Consider the following 18,311-nt stretch of genomic DNA (forward strand, 5'->3'; position numbering starts at 1 on the left):
CAAGATTGCTTTTTCTTTTCGGACGTTGCGTTTGGCTCGGCCATGGTCACATTCGAGATCGAGACGTGAACCACCCAGTCATCAAGCAATTATCGCGCCGTGAATATGTCATCTCAATCTCAGACCAAAACGGACTTGCGTCGTTGGATCAACGCTCAAATTCGCGAGGTTCCGAAGGAGCAGCGGGCGCTCTGGTCGCATCAGGTGCAGGAGGTTTTGATGGGCAATCCCGCATGGCTCCCCAAGGACGGCGGTGGGGTGGTGGCGATTTTTGGGGGAATGAAGCTGGAGGTGGACGTGATGCCGCTTTTTTCGTGGTTGCAGGAAAAGGGGTGTGAAGTGGCGCTTTTTGCCTTGGATGGCGATCTCATGACGCCGTGGAGGGTGCGTCTACATGGGGATCTCCAATCGGGGGTGATGGGGGTGTTGGAACCGCTGCGCGAGGAGGGCGGGCGACTGGAGATTGCGGACCTTCAGGTGGTGCTGACGCCGGGACTGGCCTTTGATCGCGAATCCGGGATGCGCATGGGCCGTGGCAAGGGGCACTACGACCGGATCTTTGGCGATCCAGGATTTCGCGGGCTCAAGATCGGGGTGGCGTTTGAGCTTCAGTTGATAACCGGGGTGCCAAGCGAGCCCCACGACCGTGCCATGGATCATGTGGTGACGCAAAACGGCTGGCAGTCGTTTAAATGACGGCGACCGGCAGATTCAAGACTCATTCCGGCAGTTCCATCTTGAACTCCGGGATGCGCACGTAGACGGGAGTGCCCTCGTCCGTCTGGCCGAAAAAGGTGCCATGGGCGATGCTGGGCTCGCTGATGACGTGGTAGCTGTTGTAACTGAACGTTTGTCCAGGTTGAAGCACGGGAGTGTGGCCGACCACGCCATCGCCTTCCACCACGAGGGTGCCGCCGCTGTCGTCTTTGACGATCCATTTGCGACCGACGATGGTGACTGTTTCTTCCGAGGCGTTGTGGATGGAGAGGTAGTAGGCGAAAGGATGGGGTTTGTCCGGTGGAGCCATCATGTGGGGCAGGTAGACGACCTGATCCACACTGACACTGAGTCCGGGGAGTTCTTCAAAGCGCAAAGACATGGGGCGAGTCTGACACAATCGCGGAAAAAATCCACCGTCGTGTGGGGTCATGGGCAGAAGATCGACGAAAATCTCCTTTTGCCATTTCCACAATTTCGCGCATGTTCGTGGTTCGCCATGCCAAGCGGATTCTAAAGCGAGCATGGATGCAATGCGCTAGTAGCTCAGTGGATAGAGCAGCGGATTTCTAATTGAGAAATGGCGTTTTGCGCAGCTTTGCATGGTTTTGCAATTGTTGCCTAAGATACTCGTAATGAGTGGTTTGCAATGAAAAGCTCTTTGCATGGCTTTGCACTGATTTACGGAGATTTTCACGCCGACCGTAGAAAATGACCGTGAAATTTTCGGTGAAGAGCGAAGACGTTTTTATGCATCAGAAATTTGCTTTATAATAGTGCGGCCTCAATTTCGCTTCTTTGCATCCAAAGACAAACTTTGAACGTTTGATTATTTGCATCCCGGACAAAATTCCTTTTGCCAACTTCCACACATCCTTCAGCGATCAAAGAACATCATATGAAACCATCAGCTGCCATAACAGTCCCTAAAGGGGCAAACTTGGCCGTCCGCTGCCACGATGTTGTCAGCACCTTAGGCACTAAGCAAGTAGCCGATTTTGACCAACTTGTTATAATTGGACTTGCTGTCAGACTCGCATTGCATCTCCAAAGCGCATCATCAGTGCCCTATGACTTGTTGAAGCAAATTGCTCTGCATCTACTGCATATCCCGCCAACTGTGCTACCCGCAGTCGTGAATTGCTTAGCGGATGCAGAATATTTGAGGGTTGATAAACAGGGCCAAACAATCCGCGCCGTGGTTCCTACAGTGCCATTTTTCGAAGATCTCTTCGGTGATATGGGAGCTTATGCTGGCAACCTACAGATGTCTGAACCAGAGCAAATCACACTTGCGATGATCGACCGTCTTGCTAAGAGCCCTACTGATCGTTCCGTATATTTTGATATGGGCGCTGAAAAAAAACTAGTGCAACGTATGCTTGATGTGGGTAGTCAAGGGGGGTATGTCATTGAAAAGCGTTCGCGAGGAAAAGACATCCTTTTGTCTCCTGTTTATTTTCCAGAGAATTATGAGGCATTTGCAGATCTCACTGCTGCCAAAGGCGGAGGAGTCGTGTCGGGCGCTATCGAAAAGCTTTCTAGAAACCAGGGTTGGCCGTTGAATTTAATTAGCAAAAATTCTGCCGTTGGCGATGAACACCTTAGCCAGGACGAGCTTACTGTTATAAAGGCTATTGCAACTGAAGGCTTTACCTCTCCGCCGTCTATTAAAACAACACATTCTGGTCAAAATTTCTTTCTCTTTACACCAAAGCCGGGGCTAACCACCATAACACCTTCGAAAAGGCATGTTTTTGAGGCCGCTATGGCGCTCGTATCGGCGGTTCGACAAGGCCAATTGCTTCCTGAGGAATATGCAATAAGAAATCCCGTCGCATTGCTTAGTGCATTGCTTGATCGGAAACGTCTGCGTGCAAATACAGAAGCGTTTGAGCAATACAAATGCCTTGCCACGCTCCGTGTGGGGCGCCTCAAGCCAGCAGGTGGTAGTTGGTTTAATTTTGAGCTTATTGAAAATCCAGATAACCTCGAGGCAGTAAAGATGGCGATACAACTGGTTCGCGGCGAGCAAGTATCGCACGCACCTGATCCCGAGATCCTAATGGCCTTTCACAAAGGGCAGGAGTTTACAGATTCGTTGCTTGGACGCAGGTTATTGGCGGAACAGGAAATATTGAATATTGATCCTGGGATGCAAGATGAGATTGATAATTATCTTCTTCAAATATGATGCGAGACTCTTCATTAAAAGAAATGTTGTTTAAGCATTACTGGAAACAGCGGTGCTTTGTGCAACCCGAGGTTGAAATATACAACATCAATGGTTCCCTGGGTGCAAAAAAGCTCATAACAGATGTTGATGTTTTTGTATTGCAACCATCTGCCACAACGTTGTCGTTCGAACGCCTTCTGGGCGATTGCAAGACATTAAAAGGTCAGTCCGCAATCAATCGAGCATTTTGGCTGTCTGGATTAAGAGGTTACCTGAAAGGTAAAGGCGGAGTGGTGTTATTAGACATCCCCAACATTGAATCAGACCACAAATTGGCGGCTAATGCTATCGACGTTAGAGTAATGAATGCAAAGGACTTTGCCGTTTATGATAAATCAATAAATTATCCTGAGGGTTCTGAAGGCGTTAACGCAAGTATTCAAGACGTCTTCGAATTGAGAAATTACTCGAAAAAACATCCTAAACTAACTCCTCTGACCAATCATCTTTATCGTGACGTATGGAAAGAGACGAGTTTCGGAGAGATAATGAGGCATTCGCTGGCGCAAACCCGCAAAGTATCAAGTGAGTTTGACCCAAACAAGAGAGAACACAGCGCGTTGATTTGTGATGCTGCCGCAATTTTCTCAGTCGGGTTGGCTGAATGCTGTGGAACGATTTTCCATCAATATTTACATCCTACCGAAAAAGCATTATTATCCGACTCACTCAAGGTTCTTATTTGGGGCGGCAGGGAACAATATGACTTAGCGAGTCAGCTGCGCGCGAAATTGCTTGCAGTGAGTGGCAAAGCTCAGCCGGAAAGTGAAGACTCTTTAGAATTGCCTCAGTGGAATCTTTTGGTTCAGCTCGTGCGGCACATTCTAGATAATCCGAAAGCAGCATTTTATATTCCTTGGTTTTTACGGCAGTTGTCTTTCGACTTGATGAAAGGTCGAGAGTTTTCAGTGTCTCTACCTACAGAAGATATAGTTACCGCCAAGTATGCTATGTTAACATTTGAATACTTTTGCAAAGCCTGCAAGCTGCCGAGTGAATTTAAGGAAAATGTGGGGGGCATCTTATTACGTCTTCAAACAGATTTAGCACTTACAAGAGATGGAAAAGTGTCTAAGCCCATAGCCCCTACCAGAGTTCTGCGATCTGAAGATGTGGTCTCTAATCCTGTTGGTGGTGAAGTGCGATCACAACCAGAGCTAGGTGTTTGAAATTAGTTGAACATATTCCAGGTTATCGCCATCATTTTATGGTTGATTGTTTGCGGATGAATGAATACTTATTTATATCTGATTTATACTAAGTATCCCTCTTTATGCAGCCAAACAGTCAGCGCTTCGGCCACAATATCCTGCTGTGTGAAAGGGTGCAGCCTTTGAATCTTGCGTTGCATAGATGCGGTCAGTAATGCCGTGCTTATCTCTGCGGAAATACGTGTATTCAGGGACATCACTCCCGGCATTGCGAATTGTGGATTCAAAGCGGCTGGTGCAGCTTGGACGGGTGGCGGGGAAACGGGTTGCTGTTGGATTGCAGTTTGAGCCATGGGGGATTCCTCCTTCCTTTTGGTTGCTTTAGGTGTCGGTTTATCTTTCTTTTTCGGTGCGGATTTCCCTGGATTCAGGAATGCTTCCTCTTCCGGTGTCAGGCCATCGCCAAGTGTCCTGCGCTTAACCACGGGTCATCTCCTTCATGAGCTGCTGCATTTCATGGGATGCGAGCAATGCCCCTGCCCCCATCTGCCAGACAACTTTTGCCTGGCCTGCGGCATCTGCAAATGCCTGACGCTGGGAAAGGCCTGCTTTGACATTGATCCCAAGCTGTTTGGCTGCGCCCATCATTTCACGGCTTAAACGTCCGCGTTTTTGAAGTTTGTTAGGTATCAACACGCCAGTTGGTTTTCCTTTCCTGGCCTTTTGGGCTTCGCGAAGAAGCTGAACAGCTTTTGAAGCTGCACGGAGGTCGAGAATTGACGGTCCGCATGGAAGAAAAACGCGGTCTGCCCTGAGCATGATGGCACGCGTAGTTGCTGAAAGCCCTGCGGGTCCGTCTATGACTACGTCATTCGCATCAGCGGCGAGTTTGGCGACTCGAAGAATTAACTCCTCCGGTTCGGAAATTTGTTCAAGTTTGATGGGAAGGCCAAGCTCGCGAATCCATTGTGAAGCAGAGCTTTGTGGATCGGCGTCGATGAAGATGACAGTGCGCTTTTTTTTCACCAGCCATGCGGCGAGGTGAACCGAAATGGTGGTTTTGCCAACGCCGCCTTTTGAGTTTGTGAGTCCGTAGATCATGCTCAGAGCATAATGAACGGAAGATTCCACCGGAAGCGACGGCAGCCGATTAGCGTCTCAAACCCCTCCTTTTCGGTTTGGTGGTGGCAAACTTGCAACACAGACAGCTTGCAAGGTTGCTAGCAAGCTAGCAGCAAGATCGCTTTAAAGATTCTTATACTGTTCTTCTTTACTTCACCGTCGGCAGGCGAGCCAAATGCAAATGGCTCGTCGGCCTGCCGACGGGTTTAAGTGTTTATTCTTTAGTTTAAGTAAGTTTAGGAATTGGCAAAGTCTTGCCCTGTCTGGCTTTGAAGGCTATTCCAGTCGCTACTCCCCCGTGCCTAGGTCGGTGCTACCCCGATAGCAAAGTCGTTACCACCACTATAGTTGGTCGCTACTCCCCCGATAGGGTCGTTAGCCCCCCGATAAAAGGTCGCTGCCCCCACGATACCACGTTAATTCAATAGCCTTTCATGTCCCTTAATGCTGAAAAGGTCGCTACTCCCCCGATATTGTTTATTCGATTGGGTTGTGGTATGAAGGTTTATGGGCAGGAAGATCGAGGGCGGAATCAAAGAATATCAAGACCTTGTGCGGTTTACGGCTTCCTCTGCTGATGTTTCTGCGAAAGACCAGATCGACCTCATGTCCCGTAATTGGTTTAGTTTAACCGCTGGCAGAACTGAAGCCATCCAACATGAATACGTGGATTCCCGCACTGGATTGACTGAAACGGTGCGCATTACTGGTGGTGCTGAACATGGCGGGATTGCCACTATCTATGATCAAGATCTCCTGATTTTTGCTATCTCACAATGGATTGATGCCAAGCGCATGGGGGTTCCGGTTTCCAGACGCATCCATTTCAAACCATATCAGTTTTTCGCATGGTTGAACATTTCGCCTCAGGGCACTGCTTACACACGGCTCAAGGATGCGCTGAACCGTCTAAAGATGACGAGTATCCAGACGACTGTTCGCTCACAGGTTGGCAAACGGACGCGAAACCGTATCAAGCAATTTTCGTGGATCTCCGAATGGGAAATCACTGAAGAGGAAGGCGAAGTTCGCGGCGTCGAAGTGGTTCTGGCCGAATGGCTGTTTGAAAGCATTCAGGATTTCCATGTGCTGACGCTCGATAAACGATATTTTGAGATTCCGGGTGGAGTCGAACGCTGGCTATACCTCTATGCGAGGAAGGCAACCGGTGGGCCGAATGGCATGTGGAAAGAGACCTTCAAGAGCCTTTACCAGAAATCCGCATCACAGCAGGCATACAAGCACTATGCAAGTGCCCTCAGAAAGCTGGTTGAAAAGAATGACCTTCCGGGCATTCGCCTTGAAAAGGTCCGTTCCAGTCAGGGGAAAGACATGCTGTTAATGGAGCGCACTGAAAAGCGCGTTGCGCCAGAAAACAAAAGCGTTCCTCAGATTGAAAGCCAGTTGTCACTCATCGAGCGCACTCCTCTTGAAGAGGCGTGGGAGAATGTATTGGAAATCATGCGTAAGCATATCGGAGCCGACCAGACCAAAGCATGGCTTGAAAAACTTCAATTGGTGAGCCTGGAGGGCGATATTGTTACCTACAAAGCCCCTTCAAAGTTCATAGCTGAATGGGTGGAAAACAATTTCAAACACAAGCTTGAAGCGGCCTGGGAGTCCATTGGACAGACCGTGAGTGCAATTCGGATTGAGGCCAAAGGAAAGGCTGCTGCTTAAAGCGCGTATCGATGCTCGTTGACTTTAGCCTCGCCATTTGTTATCATGAAAAAAACAGCGATTTAACTGTTTCGAGGAGCGACCATGATTCAAACGCAAAACATTCATTCACTGACTGATTTCCAGAGAAATACAGCCAGTCATCTCCGTGCGCTCCGCAAGTCGGGCTTGCCGGAAGTATTGACCGTGAAAGGCAAGGCTGAACTGGTGGTGCAGACTGCGGAAGCATATCAGGCGTTACTGTCCAGACTGGAGCTTTACGAGTCCGCGATTGCCATCAACCGGGGCTTGCAGGACATCGAAGAAGGCCGTTCCAGCACTCTGGACGATTTTGATCGCCGGATGCGCTCCAAGGCGGGTTTTTCACCAAGGAAGGACTGATGTCCAAGACCTATGAAGTCATTCTCTCAGCTGAGGCCGAGAGGAATATTGAGGAAGCCGTGGCTTGGATTGCGGAAGCCAATCCGACGGCGGGGGAGGAATGGTATGTGGGTTTGATTGCAAAGCTTGGCAGCCTGTCGCAAATGCCTTTGCGCTGTCCTGTGGCTCCAGAATCCAAGCTCGGTCTGGTTGAACGTGAAATTCGCCAGCTTCTTTATGGCCGTCATTTCTGGAAATACCGTGTTCTCTTTTCAGTGGATAAACAACGTGTTCTTATCGCGCATGTCAGGCATGGCGCGAGGCTCTACTTGGGGCAACGAGAGGAAGATATTGATGACGGGGAATCCAGTTAGCTGTCATTCGTGCGGCGGAAATGTGCAATAGCCTCATTTAACTCTGCCGATTTTTCGTGGTTCTCAGGCGTCGGTCTGTTCGGATCAGGATGGAATGCCTTCATCAGCTCGCGGTAGTTCTGTTCCGCCTGCTGCAAGTCGTAAGGCGGTCGCGGGGGCATCAATCTCAGCAATTCTGCATAGCGTTGCTCTATGGCCTGATCAGCAGTTTCGACGGCTGATTGAGGTGGGCGCGTGCGTTTGGGTTTCCTGCCGCTAGCATTTGGAAGTGGCACTTCAGCAAATGCCCCTCCTCCCGGCATTTTCTCCTCTGCATCTTCGATGATGTCCGTGTGCTTTTTTTCAGAGCGGATGCCATACCAGTAATTGATGAAGGCTTTCAGCCACATCCCGGCAACTACAACCAGCAGCCAAAGCGACAGCCATTGTTCAGACAGGAATCCGCGAAAAAAGACGGCGGCGACAAAGACAACAGCAGGTTCAATCCAAAGATGCAGCACAGTTTCAAAGTCCTGATTACCGCGATTCTGGCTGAATCCGGGGATTCTCAAAAGATGGGAGGTGCCAGCATAGAAGTCATGCTTGCCCTTTCGCTCCTTTTCCCGCCAGAAGGCGGCGAGAAGATGAGCGACATAGAGGAAGGATGCACTTGCCGCGAAGAGCGCGACTGCCCATAGCGGCTTTCGTAACCAAGGTTCAACCCATGTGACGATCAGGAACAGGAAGCTGACCTGTGCGCATGGGAGAAACACAGTTTTAGGGCTTAGGAACGAGTAGCCAAAACTTGAGCGCAGGAAAAGGATGGCAGGCATTGCGATCCAGTGCAAAACAGGGCTAAGAACGGGAACGCTTGGTTGCGATCCTGTGGATTGAATCTGCCGGTCTTTCATACGCTAGTCAGTATTTTTGGGGGAACTGGGGCCTGATGTAGTTCTGGGCGACTGGTTCGCCTTTGCGGGTTCCTACCCATCGCCTGCCCCCCTGAAAGATGATGGAATCCACTTTAAACTCGGATTCCTGGCCGCCAGTCCTCAGCATGGTGAACTCCTGAGGCTGCACCACATATTCAACCACCATGCTGCCCCCTGCACTCTGGTTCATGGCTCCGCCTTTTGCCAATGCCTCGGACATGCCGCCATAGAATTGGGCCTGCCGGGTTTTGCCGATGGAGTCTGCTGCCCAATTGTTGGTCGTCGGGTCGCCGTTGGCGTGGAAAATCTTGGTTTGCAGGTTGCCAAGGAAGCTCTCTGCGTCGGAACGGGCGTTGCTGCCTCCGAAAGCTGAGAAGTAGCTGGGGAGATTTTGGGTAAGGTAGACGGTGCAGGCGCGGGAGCTTCTGGCCGTGCTTTGGAAAAGCGCGTCGTAGGAATTGACGAAAAACTGTGATTCGTCCGCCCACAGGAAAACCGGGCGAGCCGCAGCCTGAGCCGCTTCGCGGGAGGTGCCTGCGGAAATCCTTCTCTCAACTGCCCTTTGCCAGATGAACTTGAAAAGAACTTGTGCGAACTGCCCCAGCTCGTTGAACTCCTTAACCGGCAGATTCAGAATGATAATCTTGCCATTGAAGGTGTCCTCTGGGGAAAAGTTGAGGTCTGTGCAAAACAGCTCCCGCAGCATACCGCGCAGAAAACAGTCGGCCATGCTGGTGAAAGTCGAGACGATAACGGAACGCGTCTCAGGAGCAAGGTTCGGAAATTCCCGCAGCCAGAAGTCGCGTGTCAGCTCGAGGTCACTCGCCCTGCCCTCACTTTTGACTTTGCCTGCTGCCACTTCCAAAAGGGCAAAGCAGGCAGACTTCTGCTGCCATTCAGGGTCATCCGCTTCTTCTGTGGAACGGGGGGCAGATGTGATGATGCGGTAGAGCGACGGAAGGTCAATGTCATCCATGGCAATCACTGCGAGGTCTATCGCATTGCGGAGGAGTTGCTTGAGTGTGCGCTGCCAGTAAGCGTCCTGTCCACCACCCTGCCCCTGCTTCCGTTCCGCAGCTTCCAGCACGCTGCAAAACAGGTTTACAAGGTTTTCGGTGTGCCCTGCCCCGGTGCCGGGACGGTTGAATTCATAGCGGAGGAAGTTGAACCGGTGGGGTGATCCCGGCTCCACAATGAGCAATTCTGTCTCACGTCCTGCTGCCTTTGCATACTGCTTCCAGGCGAGCACCTCGTCGGCCTTGGCGGTCAAAACAACACCCCCCATGTTGGCCTCAACAAAAGCTCTGGCGATGCCCTGCCCGCTTCCCGAAGATTTTCCTGAACCTGTGCCTCCAAAAATCTGCACCCCTTCAAAAGCATCCTTAAGACACCAGTAGTTTTCAGGGCGGCAAGTTTTGCCGTCCGCACTCAGCTCAAGAAGTGCCTCTTCATCGTCCGGCCAGTTCCGGTGAACCGCTGGAGGGATTGTCTGTTTGGAATTGGTGAGGGCGAGTTCATCCATGCAGTCGGTGGTTTGAGTGGCTGGAATCCTAGCCGGGAAGCAGGCTTGCTGCGAGCGGAAAAGACAGCCTAAGCTCTGCTTAGGAGAGATGTCTGAAGATCATGTTGCAACATTGCTAGCTTGCTAGCTCCCTAGCTTGTTAGACTGCTTTCATGGCTGCAAACTCGCTTGCAACCAGCCTTGCCAGCTCGCAACCAGACTTGCAGGCTTGCGGTCTCGCTGGGTGGCTAGGCTGCAACTTTGCCAGTCTGCGTGCGTGCTGGGTAGCTCGCTTGATTGCTGGCAAGCAGGCAATATTTGCCGGTATTCCGGTAAAATGGATTTCGTGGATGCGTTGTGGTAAACTGAAACGATGCTCAGGGTAGTAGCTCACACGAGCGCGGCAGCGGCTCGAAAATATTACGCGGAAGGTTTGAAGCGTGAGGACTACTATTCCGAAAAACAGGAAATAGTAGGCAAGTGGCATGGGAAGGCGGCGACCCTGCTGGGCATTTCCGGGGATGTCGATAAAGAGCATTTTGCTGCCCTCGTGGAGAACCGGCATCCGCTCACCGGGGAGAAGCTGACACCCCGCACCAAGGACGGTCGCCGGGTTGGCTACGACCTCAACTTTCATGCGCCAAAAAGTCTCTCGGTGCTTTATGCCCTGACTCAGGACAAGGAGGTGCTAAAGGCGTTTCGGCAGGCGGTTGCAGACACGATGACGGAACTTGAGGAGAGGGCGGAAACGCGGGTTCGGAAAAAAGGGGCGCAGGCGAGCCGCCTCACCGGGAACCTCGCCTGGGCGGAATTTATCCACTTCACTTCGCGTCCGGTAGGCGGTATTCCAGACCCTCACCTGCACGCCCACTGCTTCACCTTCAACGCAACTTTTGACCAAAATGAAGACCGCTGGAAAGCGGCGGAATTTGGAGCCATCAAACGCGAAGCCCATTATGCAGAAGCAGCCTTTCATTCCCGGCTGGCCGGTGCGCTTGCTGCGCAAGGTTATGAAATTTCGCGCCGAAAAGCTGGCTGGGAAATCAAGGGGATGCCCGCCAGCGTCATAGCCAAGTTCTCGCGGCGAACCGCGCAGATTGAGCGGATGGCCGATGAAATGGGTATCAAGGATGCCAAGGCAAAGGATGCGCTCGGAGCTGCAACCCGCGAGGGAAAACGGCACGGCCTGACTTTTTCAGACCTGCTGGCGGCGTGGAGTGTCCGCCTCACCGATGACGAAAAAGCGCAAATCTCAAAGGTTTGTTATGACAAGGGACATGCAACGGTAGCCAAAATCTCTGCCGTTGAAGCCGTGGATTATGCCATGGCGAAGCTGTTTGAACGCCAGTCCGTGGTCGAGCGCGGCCATATTCTGGCGGCTGCACTCCGTTTCGGGGCAGGGGACACCAGTCCCCAAGCCATCAAAGCGGAGTTCGAAAGGCGCGGCCTGATTGGCCGGAAAGTCGGGGAGGAGCATCTTTGCACATCGGTTGCCGTGCTGGCCGAAGAGGTCGCCCTGATCGGATTCGTCAGAACAGGCCGGAATTCTGCCATGCCGCTTGGCGGCAAAGGCAGGTTGGCCATTTCAGAAAAGCTCTCTGACGAACAGAGGGCGGCGGTCAAGCATCTGCTAACCAGCCGGGATCAGGTGATGGCAATACGCGGCGGGGCTGGGGTTGGCAAAACCACACTTATGAAGGATGCGGTCGCTGCCATTGAGGCGCGTGGCCTGAAAGTGTTCGCCTTTGCTCCTTCTGCCGTCGCTTCCCGCGAGACCTTACGCGAAGCGGGGTTCGCTGGTGCTGACACGGTCGCGCATCTGATGCTGAATGAGAAGATGCAAAAGCAGGTTCAGGGGCAGGTGATATGGGTCGATGAAGCGGGGTTGCTTGGGGTTCGTGACCTGTGGCGTATTATGGAGATCGCCGGGCCAAATACCCGCGTCATCCTGACGGGTGACACAGCGCAGCATTCGCCTGTCGCAAGGGGGGATGCGTTCAGGCTCCTGCAAAAACATGCTGGCCTTAGGGTGGCAGAAGTGACGGAGATCCGCAGGCAGGAGATCGAGGACTACAAAAAGGCCATTGAAGCCATCAGCAAAGGAGACCTCCGAACTGGATTCAGGCGCCTCGAAGCTCTTGGGGCTTTCGTCGAGATCGAAGATGAGGCAACCCGGCACAAGGAGCTTGCTGCTGATTACCTTGCTCTCAGCAAACGGGGAGAACCGCCGTTGGTGGTTTCGCCGACTCATCTTGAGAGTGCTAAGGTGACGAACGCCATTCGTGAGGCGCGGCGGGACGCTGGTCAGCTCGGACCAGAAAGGCATGTTCTTCAATACCAAAATCTACAGTGGGAAGAGGCTGAACGGCAGCTTCCTGAGAATTACCGTGCCGGTCTGGTGGTGCAGTTCCACCAAAATGCCAAGGGCATCATGCGAGGAGCGATATTCCGTGTTGTGGGGCAGGGCGAAGATGGCTCTATCCAGATGCAGAACCGCTCCGGGGACGTGATGACGCTGCCCATCAAAGACGCTGCCAAATACCTTGTTTATGAGGAGCGCGAGCTTGCCCTTGCAAAGGGAGACCGCATCCGAATCACGAGGAACGGGGAAAGCGAGAATGGCAAGCGCCTGAATAATGGCAATGTGCTGACTGTCGAAAAGTTTGGCAAACAAGGGCAAATTATCCTCAGTAACGGGGCAGTCCTTGATGCCAATCACGGTCATATTGCGCATGGATATTGCCAGACATCGCATTCAAGCCAGAGCAAAAGTGTTCAGGATGTGCTGATTGCGCAGAGTGCGGATTCGTTCAAAGCGGCATCGCGTGAACAGTTTTATGTTTCGTGCAGCCGGGGCAAACAAACGGTCAGGATTTATACTGACAACCGCAGTGACTTGCAGCAAGCTGTCGGCAATTCCTCTACCCGCATGTCTGGCGTGGAACTGGCGGAACTGACTTCAAAAGACCTTTCCGGATTCATGAGCAGCGAAATGGGAGCCAAACAATGGAGGGACGCCATCAAGAGCCGCAGGGGGCTGGATGGCTCGAAAACCTTCGTTGAGCAGCTTGTCGAGCAGCGGAAGACCGATCCTACGCTCAAGAAAGAGGAAGGCATCTCGTGGAAGGGATATATTGAGATGCGCCGGAACCTGGTCGGGGCGGATGGAAAGAACCGATCCAAGGGGCATCCAGCCGGTCAGCAGAAAGCTGGTGCGGCCAAGGGTAAAACCACACCAAAGCGCAGCGAGCATTCAGAGGCTCGGGTTGCAGAATTGAAAGCAGCCCAGGAAGCTAAAAAATCACAAACTCCGCCAAAGAAAGAGACTCCTAAGGGGCGTCTGGTGAAGGCATATGAATCAGCCGCCAGCCATTTCAAGAAAGTGGCTGACAAGGTGCGCGGGAGCGCGAAGCAGAAGGCAGAGAAGAAAGAAGTCAGGATGGGCAAAACGACTGCGAAGCCGTTGCAGGAAAACAACGCGGGCAGGGCAGCGGATCATACTGCACGCGCAAAGACTGCCAAAGCTGGCAAAGAGAAGGCAAAGGCTGCACAACAACAAAAGGCTCAGTCGCGGAAGGCACCGGTGCAAACCCCTAAAAAGTGAGGAATCATGGCAGACAAGATCGACGATATTCTAAAGCAACGGCAAGCGGCACCGGTTCCCGCAGAATCAGAAGACGATAAATTTTTCTCAATACTGGTTGGGGAAGGTAATCAGGAGCATTTTCTGGAGCTGCGTTTTCAGAATGGCCTGCAAACCTGCTTTTCATATGACGGGTTAATCTGGTTCAACCACGACCCAGAAACGGGGTGCATCGACCTTGAATTCGGCGGGTTTCTGGTGACGATTAAAGGACGGGGTTTGCGCCCGATATTCAATGGCGTAAAGGGCAAGCGTGTTGCCTGGGTCAAAGAAGCTGACAGTGAGATGCAAGACCATAAGGGCAACGATTGTTATGTTGAAGCCATAACCATCACTCCACCAAACGACTTTTCAGAGGAAGAACCTGCCGCCCAAAAATGAACTGGCTATTGATCAAAAAATTCCCGAAGTTCGCTATCGCGGCAGCAGTCCTCATCGTCGGCAATGGTCTATTTTTCCTGTGGTTACTGAGCCGCAGCCCTGAAACCCCTCCGGCAAGCGTCCAGCCGGTTGCGGCAGTTGAACCACAGAAGCAGATCATAGAGGAAAAGGTGGCATCGCTGCCTGCCAAAATGGGCTGGCTGGCGATGGTTGGCAGTGACCTGTATGATGTAAGCACGGGAGAACGCATCTTCCAGAACTGGATTGGCGGAATACCGCAGAAGCTTTTTTACCAGCAGGAGACAAACAAGCTGATGGTGCAGGTTGAGCGCGGCGTCATCCGCTATGGCATAGACGGCAAAAAGGATGCAGCGATGGGCGAGACATCGCCTCCGGCATTCTCACAGGACGGCAAGAAAGCAATGTTCATCCGTGACGGTGACATCTGGCTTGCCGATGTGGACTGGAAGGCGTTCGCTTTCATCAACGAGCGGCAGGCAACCAAGTTTGGGGAATTCCATGCAGGCTTCTTCGCAGCAAACCTCCAGCTTCACTCAGAAAATGCCTTGGCCGTGCGCCACAACAATGATTTCCTGCATGTCGATCTGAGGACAGGTGAAATCAAAAAGGTCAAGATCCCGCAAATGCATTTGATGAAGCGGCGGTCTCCAGATGGCCGCTTGGTCTTTGGTGAAGATCGCGGCAAACTCATTCTCTTCGATGTTGAAGGGGCGAGTGCGAGCGCGATTTCAGGGGTGCAGCAACGTGCAGTCGATTTCCAGTGGATAGACAATGACACCTGCGCCTTCATTCATGGGGGCGGGTCAATCGTTTCCGTTTATGACAGACAATCCGGCTCAGTGAAACAGGCTGCAACATTGCCTTTTAACTGTAACAAGATGGCGGGACCGTCGCCGGATGGCCGCTATGTGCTTTGTGCAGGGAATAGAGGCATTGCGGTCGTAGACCTCGAAGGGAAAAAAGCATCCGACTTTGGGATGCCTGCACAGCATTTTGGCTGGGTTAGTAATAACACCCTGATCTATTCGCGAGACATGCCGGACACGGCTACGCGAGGAACATGGCTACAAACCATTGGGGAGCCTGAGCGTCAAGTGATGGGTGATCCTTATATGGTGGGGAGTGACGGCGGTGCTGCGGTTGCCCCAATGCCGGAAGTTGGCCTTGTGGTCTTTGGCACAAGGGAAGCGCTTTTCCGAATGAAGCCGGATGGTTCAGCGCTTCAGGAACTTGCAAAACTCAGGCGTCCTGTGGGCAGGATTCAGCCCGTGGAGATCTGGGGCGAGTAGTTGAATGAATTGCAAATATCGGTCAAATTGGATTTATGATTACTTGACGCAAGAGCCTTCAGTAGGTTATGCCAAATCCCAAAAGAAGCGTTTCTGTGTCCTGCTGCGTAAGGTCGATGCCGCCCTGAATGTAGCTTGCCTTTAGTGATACGGATTTACCTTCTTCCTTACTTCCGAAGAGCATCCATTCCACGCCGGTTTCCAAGAGTGAATTATTCTGATCAGAACCTTCTATCGTAAAGAAGTATCTGTAAGAAAAATTGATCGAAAGTTTTTCATGAAAAAAAGGATCCAACTTCAATTCTAACACCGGGCCGAGCCGAAAAAAACTTCCTTCATTTACCTCAGGTAAAGAAGCGCTATCAGTAACACTTCCGACAGAACCTTTCAGATACAATCGTGATTGATATGCAAGCCAACTGTTTTTAGAGTAGTCAGGAGCCTCACCGGCAGTATTTGTGTCACGGTCAATAAGGCTGGTGCGATAGCCAATTGCGAATCTTTGACCGAGGTGCCAACGGGGTTCAACTTCAAACTCAAATGCATGAATAGAAAGGTCATGAGCAAAATTAGTTCCGTAAGTCCCAAATCCTCTTACGTTCAGCTCCGTCAAATAGGGACGAGGTCCGTATAAGGTCGCAAATCCTCCAACTCTATAAATGAGTTGATCAATCTCAGAATGTTTAGGATCTGTCGACTCAAGTTGGTTCAGCGTGAGGCTAGGCACCAGACCGTAGCTCATCAGCGTCATTGGACTGCCATTTTCGTATTCAGTATTACGATCCCATTTGAACGGCGCAATAATTGCAGCTTTGCCAATCCAAGTATCAGAGTCATTCTTAAAGTTATAACTGAAGCTGACGGAGGCACCTTTCAAATCGTCCTTCTTTTTTCGAGCGACTGCTTCGAGAGTAGGGTCTTCGGTTGCCATTATATCAGATGATGATTCTCGGATTTTGAAGCCTTGAAACCCCTGCTTGGGTTTAGCAGGCATAACCAACTTTGTCGCTTCTTTCTCAAACTCGTTGATGAGAGACGCGTCGTATATTTCGCTGTCGCCGTAGAAGTCAATCCATTTAGATATTGTGAATACCCCTTTGTTTCCAGTGGCGGCATCCTTCACTTTCAGATAGCTTTCGATGTCGCTTTTCGAGACATATCCGGCAGGCGCAACTTTTCCAAATGCCAGCGTTGCAAAGCAAACTACGAAGATGGTCAAAACGTAAAATCTCATATTTTAATCGAGGGGAATCTGAAATCCATTTTCGGCAAGTGCGATTTGAATTACGCGCCCCGTCAACCTTACACTCCGTGTCATCACCAATTCCCATGCCTGAAGCTTACGGGGGAGACCGGTGAAAAATGTTGTATTTAGATCGGGCAAAAGAACGGCGTGAGGCACGTTGAGTGAATTGAGCGGCCTTGAGTCAGAAATGGGTGAAACTCCACCCAAGACGGTTAGTCGCCCTTTGAGAATTGGAATTATAGGGGATGGTGGTGATACAGGGGCAGGTGTATCGGCTCCGCCTTGTGGTGCTGCAAGGATCTGCATGTCTCCCGGCAAGGCATTAGCGAAGAGGGTAGTTTTTTTAGTTCTGAGTAGATGTGGCAGGTAGTCTAGAAGAACTTCCAGGTGATCAAGCAATGCTTCGTTTTCAGAACGGCTCTTTGGAGTGGCCTTTTTCACCGGAGCGACTTTCTTCACCGGAGCGGCTTTCTTCACCGGAGCGGCTTTCTTCACCGGAGCGGCTTTCTTCACCGGAGCAGCTTTCTTCACCGGAGCAGCCTTTTTGGGAACTATAGGTTTGGCCATATGTCATTGGTATTCCCTCGCGGATTGATTCATGTCAAGTGTTGAATGTCTTTTTTTAGCCGACGTAATTTTATTCACAATACTGAGTTATTTACTCTATTCGATAATAGAAATAAAATAGTTGTTAACATGTTAATACGAAATTGAGGTTTGTAGGAATGTGAAGCAATAAAAGTATGCGGAGTAGCGATCTTATTGCTCGGCCTCATGTTGAAGAGTTCTTCCAGTTGACCATTTTACGAGGTCGTCGAAGTAGGCGGCTGAACCTGGAGCGTCCAGAATTGCATCATCCCTGAATGACAGGTCAAAGGCATTGGCTCCGCTGGTGGCAGATGTAAGGCTGGCATTGTCCAGGTCATAGGTAGAAGATGGGGATGCCGTCGTTTTACGGTTGCCAGCGTAATTCCAGCTTCCTAGACCGTTCTTTCCATGGCTTATGAAGAGGTAGACCGCATTGCTGGTGCGAATACTATCCCCAGTATTGTCTCTGATTTGGATGTTTCCGCCCGCTGGTGGACTTGCGCCAATCGCAGCCGGATACGCACCGCTCATGGCAATGCAGCCGTGTGGGGATGTCGTAGCAGGGTCGCTGGTGTAGGTGGTGGCGGTAGCAGCACTGAGCGGAAGCCAGTTTTGCGGGTCAACGCAGTATTTTGAGACGACATAAGTGATTCTATTTTTCCAGCCATCCAGCATAAAGTCATCTGGTAGATCCAGTTCACGGGTAGGCACTACTCCAAGATATGTATTTGTGCTAATGGTGGCACTGACATTGGGGCAAGTAGCATCTGCAAGATTGCCAGAATTAGAAACGCTGCCAAGGCCATGGGTGACGGCGTTTGTTGCCGCTGCACCGTTCGCAGGGCACGGCAAAGCCCCGGTTGTTGTGTAGTGGAGTTGCAATGCCCTTTCGATCTTGTTAAGCTTATCGCGGGTTTGTTTTGCTTTTGCCGACTCAATCTGAATCGCTGCAATCTCAAGTCCGCCAGCAAGCAGCAGCCCCATAACGATGAGCACGATTGAAAGTTCAACCAGTGAAAAGCCTTTACGCATTCATTACCCTTTTTATTTCAATGTAATGACAGGCGGTTAACAAATCTTTAACGAAGTGC

17 protein-coding genes are annotated in these 18,311 nt (G+C 51.2%); 9 read left to right on the plus strand and 8 right to left on the minus strand.

The window, feature by feature from the left end; translation table 11 throughout:
• Positions 1 to 105: 105 nt before the first annotated feature.
• Positions 106 to 696, plus strand: a complete 591-nt coding sequence (locus tag FEM03_RS07970; RefSeq protein ID WP_138085669.1) for a 5-formyltetrahydrofolate cyclo-ligase — start codon at positions 106 to 108, stop codon at positions 694 to 696.
• Between the two features lie 22 nt (positions 697 to 718).
• Here FEM03_RS07970 and FEM03_RS07975 read toward each other — a convergent pair whose 3' ends face one another.
• Positions 719 to 1,099, minus strand: coding sequence for a Co(2+)/Mg(2+) efflux protein ApaG (locus FEM03_RS07975; RefSeq protein ID WP_240772704.1), 381 nt, complete (start codon positions 1,097 to 1,099; stop codon positions 719 to 721).
• 516 nt (positions 1,100 to 1,615) lie between these two features.
• Here FEM03_RS07975 and FEM03_RS07980 point away from each other — a divergent pair.
• Both FEM03_RS07980 and FEM03_RS07985 read left to right on the plus strand, forming a co-directional pair.
• Complete coding sequence (locus FEM03_RS07980) at positions 1,616 to 2,911, plus strand: hypothetical protein (protein ID WP_138085670.1); 1,296 nt, start codon at positions 1,616 to 1,618, stop codon at positions 2,909 to 2,911.
• Positions 2,908 to 4,122 (plus strand): hypothetical protein, encoded by a 1,215-nt coding sequence (locus FEM03_RS07985; RefSeq protein ID WP_138085671.1) that lies wholly within the window; start codon positions 2,908 to 2,910, stop codon positions 4,120 to 4,122. The genes FEM03_RS07980 and FEM03_RS07985 overlap by 4 nt, the downstream gene beginning before the upstream one ends.
• 83 nt (positions 4,123 to 4,205) lie before the next feature.
• On the opposite strand, the gene FEM03_RS07990 is transcribed toward FEM03_RS07985, so the two are convergent.
• Together FEM03_RS07990 and FEM03_RS07995 are read right to left on the minus strand one after the other, a co-directional pair.
• Positions 4,206 to 4,589: a hypothetical protein gene (locus FEM03_RS07990; RefSeq protein WP_138085672.1), complete on the minus strand. Its 384-nt coding sequence runs from the start codon at positions 4,587 to 4,589 to the stop codon at positions 4,206 to 4,208.
• Positions 4,582 to 5,205 (minus strand): ParA family protein, encoded by a 624-nt coding sequence (locus FEM03_RS07995; RefSeq protein WP_138085673.1) that lies wholly within the window; start codon positions 5,203 to 5,205, stop codon positions 4,582 to 4,584. Before FEM03_RS07995 ends, FEM03_RS07990 begins: the two co-directional genes overlap by 8 nt.
• Positions 5,206 to 5,733: 528 nt before the next feature.
• On the opposite strand from FEM03_RS07995, the gene FEM03_RS08000 reads away from it, so the two are divergent.
• The 3 genes from FEM03_RS08000 (at position 5,734) to FEM03_RS08010 (ending at position 7,640) form a co-directional block, all read left to right on the plus strand.
• A complete protein-coding gene (locus tag FEM03_RS08000) occupies positions 5,734 to 6,906 on the plus strand; it encodes a replication initiator protein A (RefSeq protein WP_138085674.1) in 1,173 nt (390 codons plus the stop codon).
• A gap of 84 nt (positions 6,907 to 6,990) precedes the next feature.
• Positions 6,991 to 7,287 carry a type II toxin-antitoxin system Phd/YefM family antitoxin gene (locus FEM03_RS08005; RefSeq protein ID WP_138085675.1) on the plus strand — a complete coding sequence of 99 codons (297 nt, stop codon included), beginning with the start codon at positions 6,991 to 6,993 and terminating at the stop codon, positions 7,285 to 7,287.
• Entirely contained in the window at positions 7,287 to 7,640 is a 354-nt protein-coding gene (locus FEM03_RS08010; RefSeq protein ID WP_138085676.1) for a type II toxin-antitoxin system RelE/ParE family toxin, read from the plus strand. Before FEM03_RS08005 ends, FEM03_RS08010 begins: the two co-directional genes overlap by 1 nt.
• Here FEM03_RS08010 and FEM03_RS08015 read toward each other — a convergent pair.
• Together FEM03_RS08015 and FEM03_RS08020 are read right to left on the minus strand one after the other, a co-directional pair.
• Positions 7,637 to 8,452 carry a J domain-containing protein gene (locus FEM03_RS08015; protein ID WP_138085677.1) on the minus strand — a complete coding sequence of 272 codons (816 nt, stop codon included), beginning with the start codon at positions 8,450 to 8,452 and terminating at the stop codon, positions 7,637 to 7,639. The genes FEM03_RS08010 and FEM03_RS08015 overlap by 4 nt on opposite strands.
• Positions 8,453 to 8,537: 85 nt before the next feature.
• Complete coding sequence (locus tag FEM03_RS08020; RefSeq protein ID WP_138085678.1) at positions 8,538 to 10,073, minus strand: type IV secretory system conjugative DNA transfer family protein; 1,536 nt, start codon at positions 10,071 to 10,073, stop codon at positions 8,538 to 8,540.
• 352 nt (positions 10,074 to 10,425) lie between these two features.
• Here FEM03_RS08020 and mobF point away from each other — a divergent pair, with 352 nt between their 5' ends.
• Genes mobF through FEM03_RS08035 form a run of 3 tightly spaced genes read left to right on the plus strand, consistent with a single transcriptional unit; the run spans position 10,426 to position 15,386 of the window.
• On the plus strand, positions 10,426 to 13,656 hold the full coding sequence (mobF, locus tag FEM03_RS08025) for a MobF family relaxase (RefSeq protein ID WP_138085679.1): 3,231 nt from the start codon (positions 10,426 to 10,428) through the stop codon (positions 13,654 to 13,656).
• 6 nt (positions 13,657 to 13,662) lie between these two features.
• Positions 13,663 to 14,076 (plus strand): hypothetical protein, encoded by a 414-nt coding sequence (locus FEM03_RS08030; protein ID WP_138085680.1) that lies wholly within the window; start codon positions 13,663 to 13,665, stop codon positions 14,074 to 14,076.
• Positions 14,073 to 15,386, plus strand: coding sequence for a TolB family protein (locus FEM03_RS08035; protein WP_138085681.1), 1,314 nt, complete (start codon positions 14,073 to 14,075; stop codon positions 15,384 to 15,386). Before FEM03_RS08030 ends, FEM03_RS08035 begins: the two co-directional genes overlap by 4 nt.
• Positions 15,387 to 15,444: 58 nt before the next feature.
• On the opposite strand, the gene FEM03_RS08040 is transcribed toward FEM03_RS08035, so the two are convergent.
• The 3 genes from FEM03_RS08040 to FEM03_RS08050 form a co-directional block, all read right to left on the minus strand.
• Complete coding sequence (locus FEM03_RS08040) at positions 15,445 to 16,620, minus strand: hypothetical protein (protein ID WP_138085682.1); 1,176 nt, start codon at positions 16,618 to 16,620, stop codon at positions 15,445 to 15,447.
• A 3-nt stretch (positions 16,621 to 16,623) separates the two neighbouring features.
• A complete protein-coding gene (locus tag FEM03_RS08045; protein ID WP_138085683.1) occupies positions 16,624 to 17,199 on the minus strand; it encodes a hypothetical protein in 576 nt (191 codons plus the stop codon).
• Between the two features lie 192 nt (positions 17,200 to 17,391).
• Positions 17,392 to 18,252, minus strand: a complete 861-nt coding sequence (locus FEM03_RS08050) for a type II secretion system protein (protein ID WP_138085684.1) — start codon at positions 18,250 to 18,252, stop codon at positions 17,392 to 17,394.
• Positions 18,253 to 18,311 lie beyond the last annotated feature (59 nt).

This window comes from Phragmitibacter flavus (genome assembly GCF_005780165.1).
Lineage (GTDB): Bacteria > Verrucomicrobiota > Verrucomicrobiia > Verrucomicrobiales > Verrucomicrobiaceae > Phragmitibacter > Phragmitibacter flavus.

Excerpts from the sequence above, each read along its gene's own strand:
- FEM03_RS07980 (WP_138085670.1), top strand. The coding sequence starts at position 1,616 with ATGAAACCATCAGCTGCCATAACAGTCCCTAAAGGGGCAAACTTGGCC.
- FEM03_RS08045 (WP_138085683.1), bottom strand. The coding sequence starts at position 17,199 with ATGGCCAAACCTATAGTTCCCAAAAAGGCTGCTCCGGTGAAGAAAGCT.
- FEM03_RS08005 (WP_138085675.1), top strand. The coding sequence starts at position 6,991 with ATGATTCAAACGCAAAACATTCATTCACTGACTGATTTCCAGAGAAAT.
- FEM03_RS08010 (WP_138085676.1), top strand. The coding sequence starts at position 7,287 with ATGTCCAAGACCTATGAAGTCATTCTCTCAGCTGAGGCCGAGAGGAAT.
- FEM03_RS08035 (WP_138085681.1), top strand. The coding sequence starts at position 14,073 with ATGAACTGGCTATTGATCAAAAAATTCCCGAAGTTCGCTATCGCGGCA.
- FEM03_RS07995 (WP_138085673.1), bottom strand. The coding sequence starts at position 5,205 with ATGATCTACGGACTCACAAACTCAAAAGGCGGCGTTGGCAAAACCACC.
- FEM03_RS07975 (WP_240772704.1), bottom strand. The coding sequence starts at position 1,099 with ATGTCTTTGCGCTTTGAAGAACTCCCCGGACTCAGTGTCAGTGTGGAT.
- FEM03_RS08000 (WP_138085674.1), top strand. The coding sequence starts at position 5,734 with ATGGGCAGGAAGATCGAGGGCGGAATCAAAGAATATCAAGACCTTGTG.
- FEM03_RS08050 (WP_138085684.1), bottom strand. The coding sequence starts at position 18,252 with ATGCGTAAAGGCTTTTCACTGGTTGAACTTTCAATCGTGCTCATCGTT.
- FEM03_RS08015 (WP_138085677.1), bottom strand. The coding sequence starts at position 8,452 with ATGCCTGCCATCCTTTTCCTGCGCTCAAGTTTTGGCTACTCGTTCCTA.
- FEM03_RS08030 (WP_138085680.1), top strand. The coding sequence starts at position 13,663 with ATGGCAGACAAGATCGACGATATTCTAAAGCAACGGCAAGCGGCACCG.
- FEM03_RS08040 (WP_138085682.1), bottom strand. The coding sequence starts at position 16,620 with ATGAGATTTTACGTTTTGACCATCTTCGTAGTTTGCTTTGCAACGCTG.
- FEM03_RS07985 (WP_138085671.1), top strand. The coding sequence starts at position 2,908 with ATGATGCGAGACTCTTCATTAAAAGAAATGTTGTTTAAGCATTACTGG.
- FEM03_RS07970 (WP_138085669.1), top strand. The coding sequence starts at position 106 with ATGTCATCTCAATCTCAGACCAAAACGGACTTGCGTCGTTGGATCAAC.
- mobF (WP_138085679.1), top strand. The coding sequence starts at position 10,426 with ATGCTCAGGGTAGTAGCTCACACGAGCGCGGCAGCGGCTCGAAAATAT.
- FEM03_RS08020 (WP_138085678.1), bottom strand. The coding sequence starts at position 10,073 with ATGGATGAACTCGCCCTCACCAATTCCAAACAGACAATCCCTCCAGCG.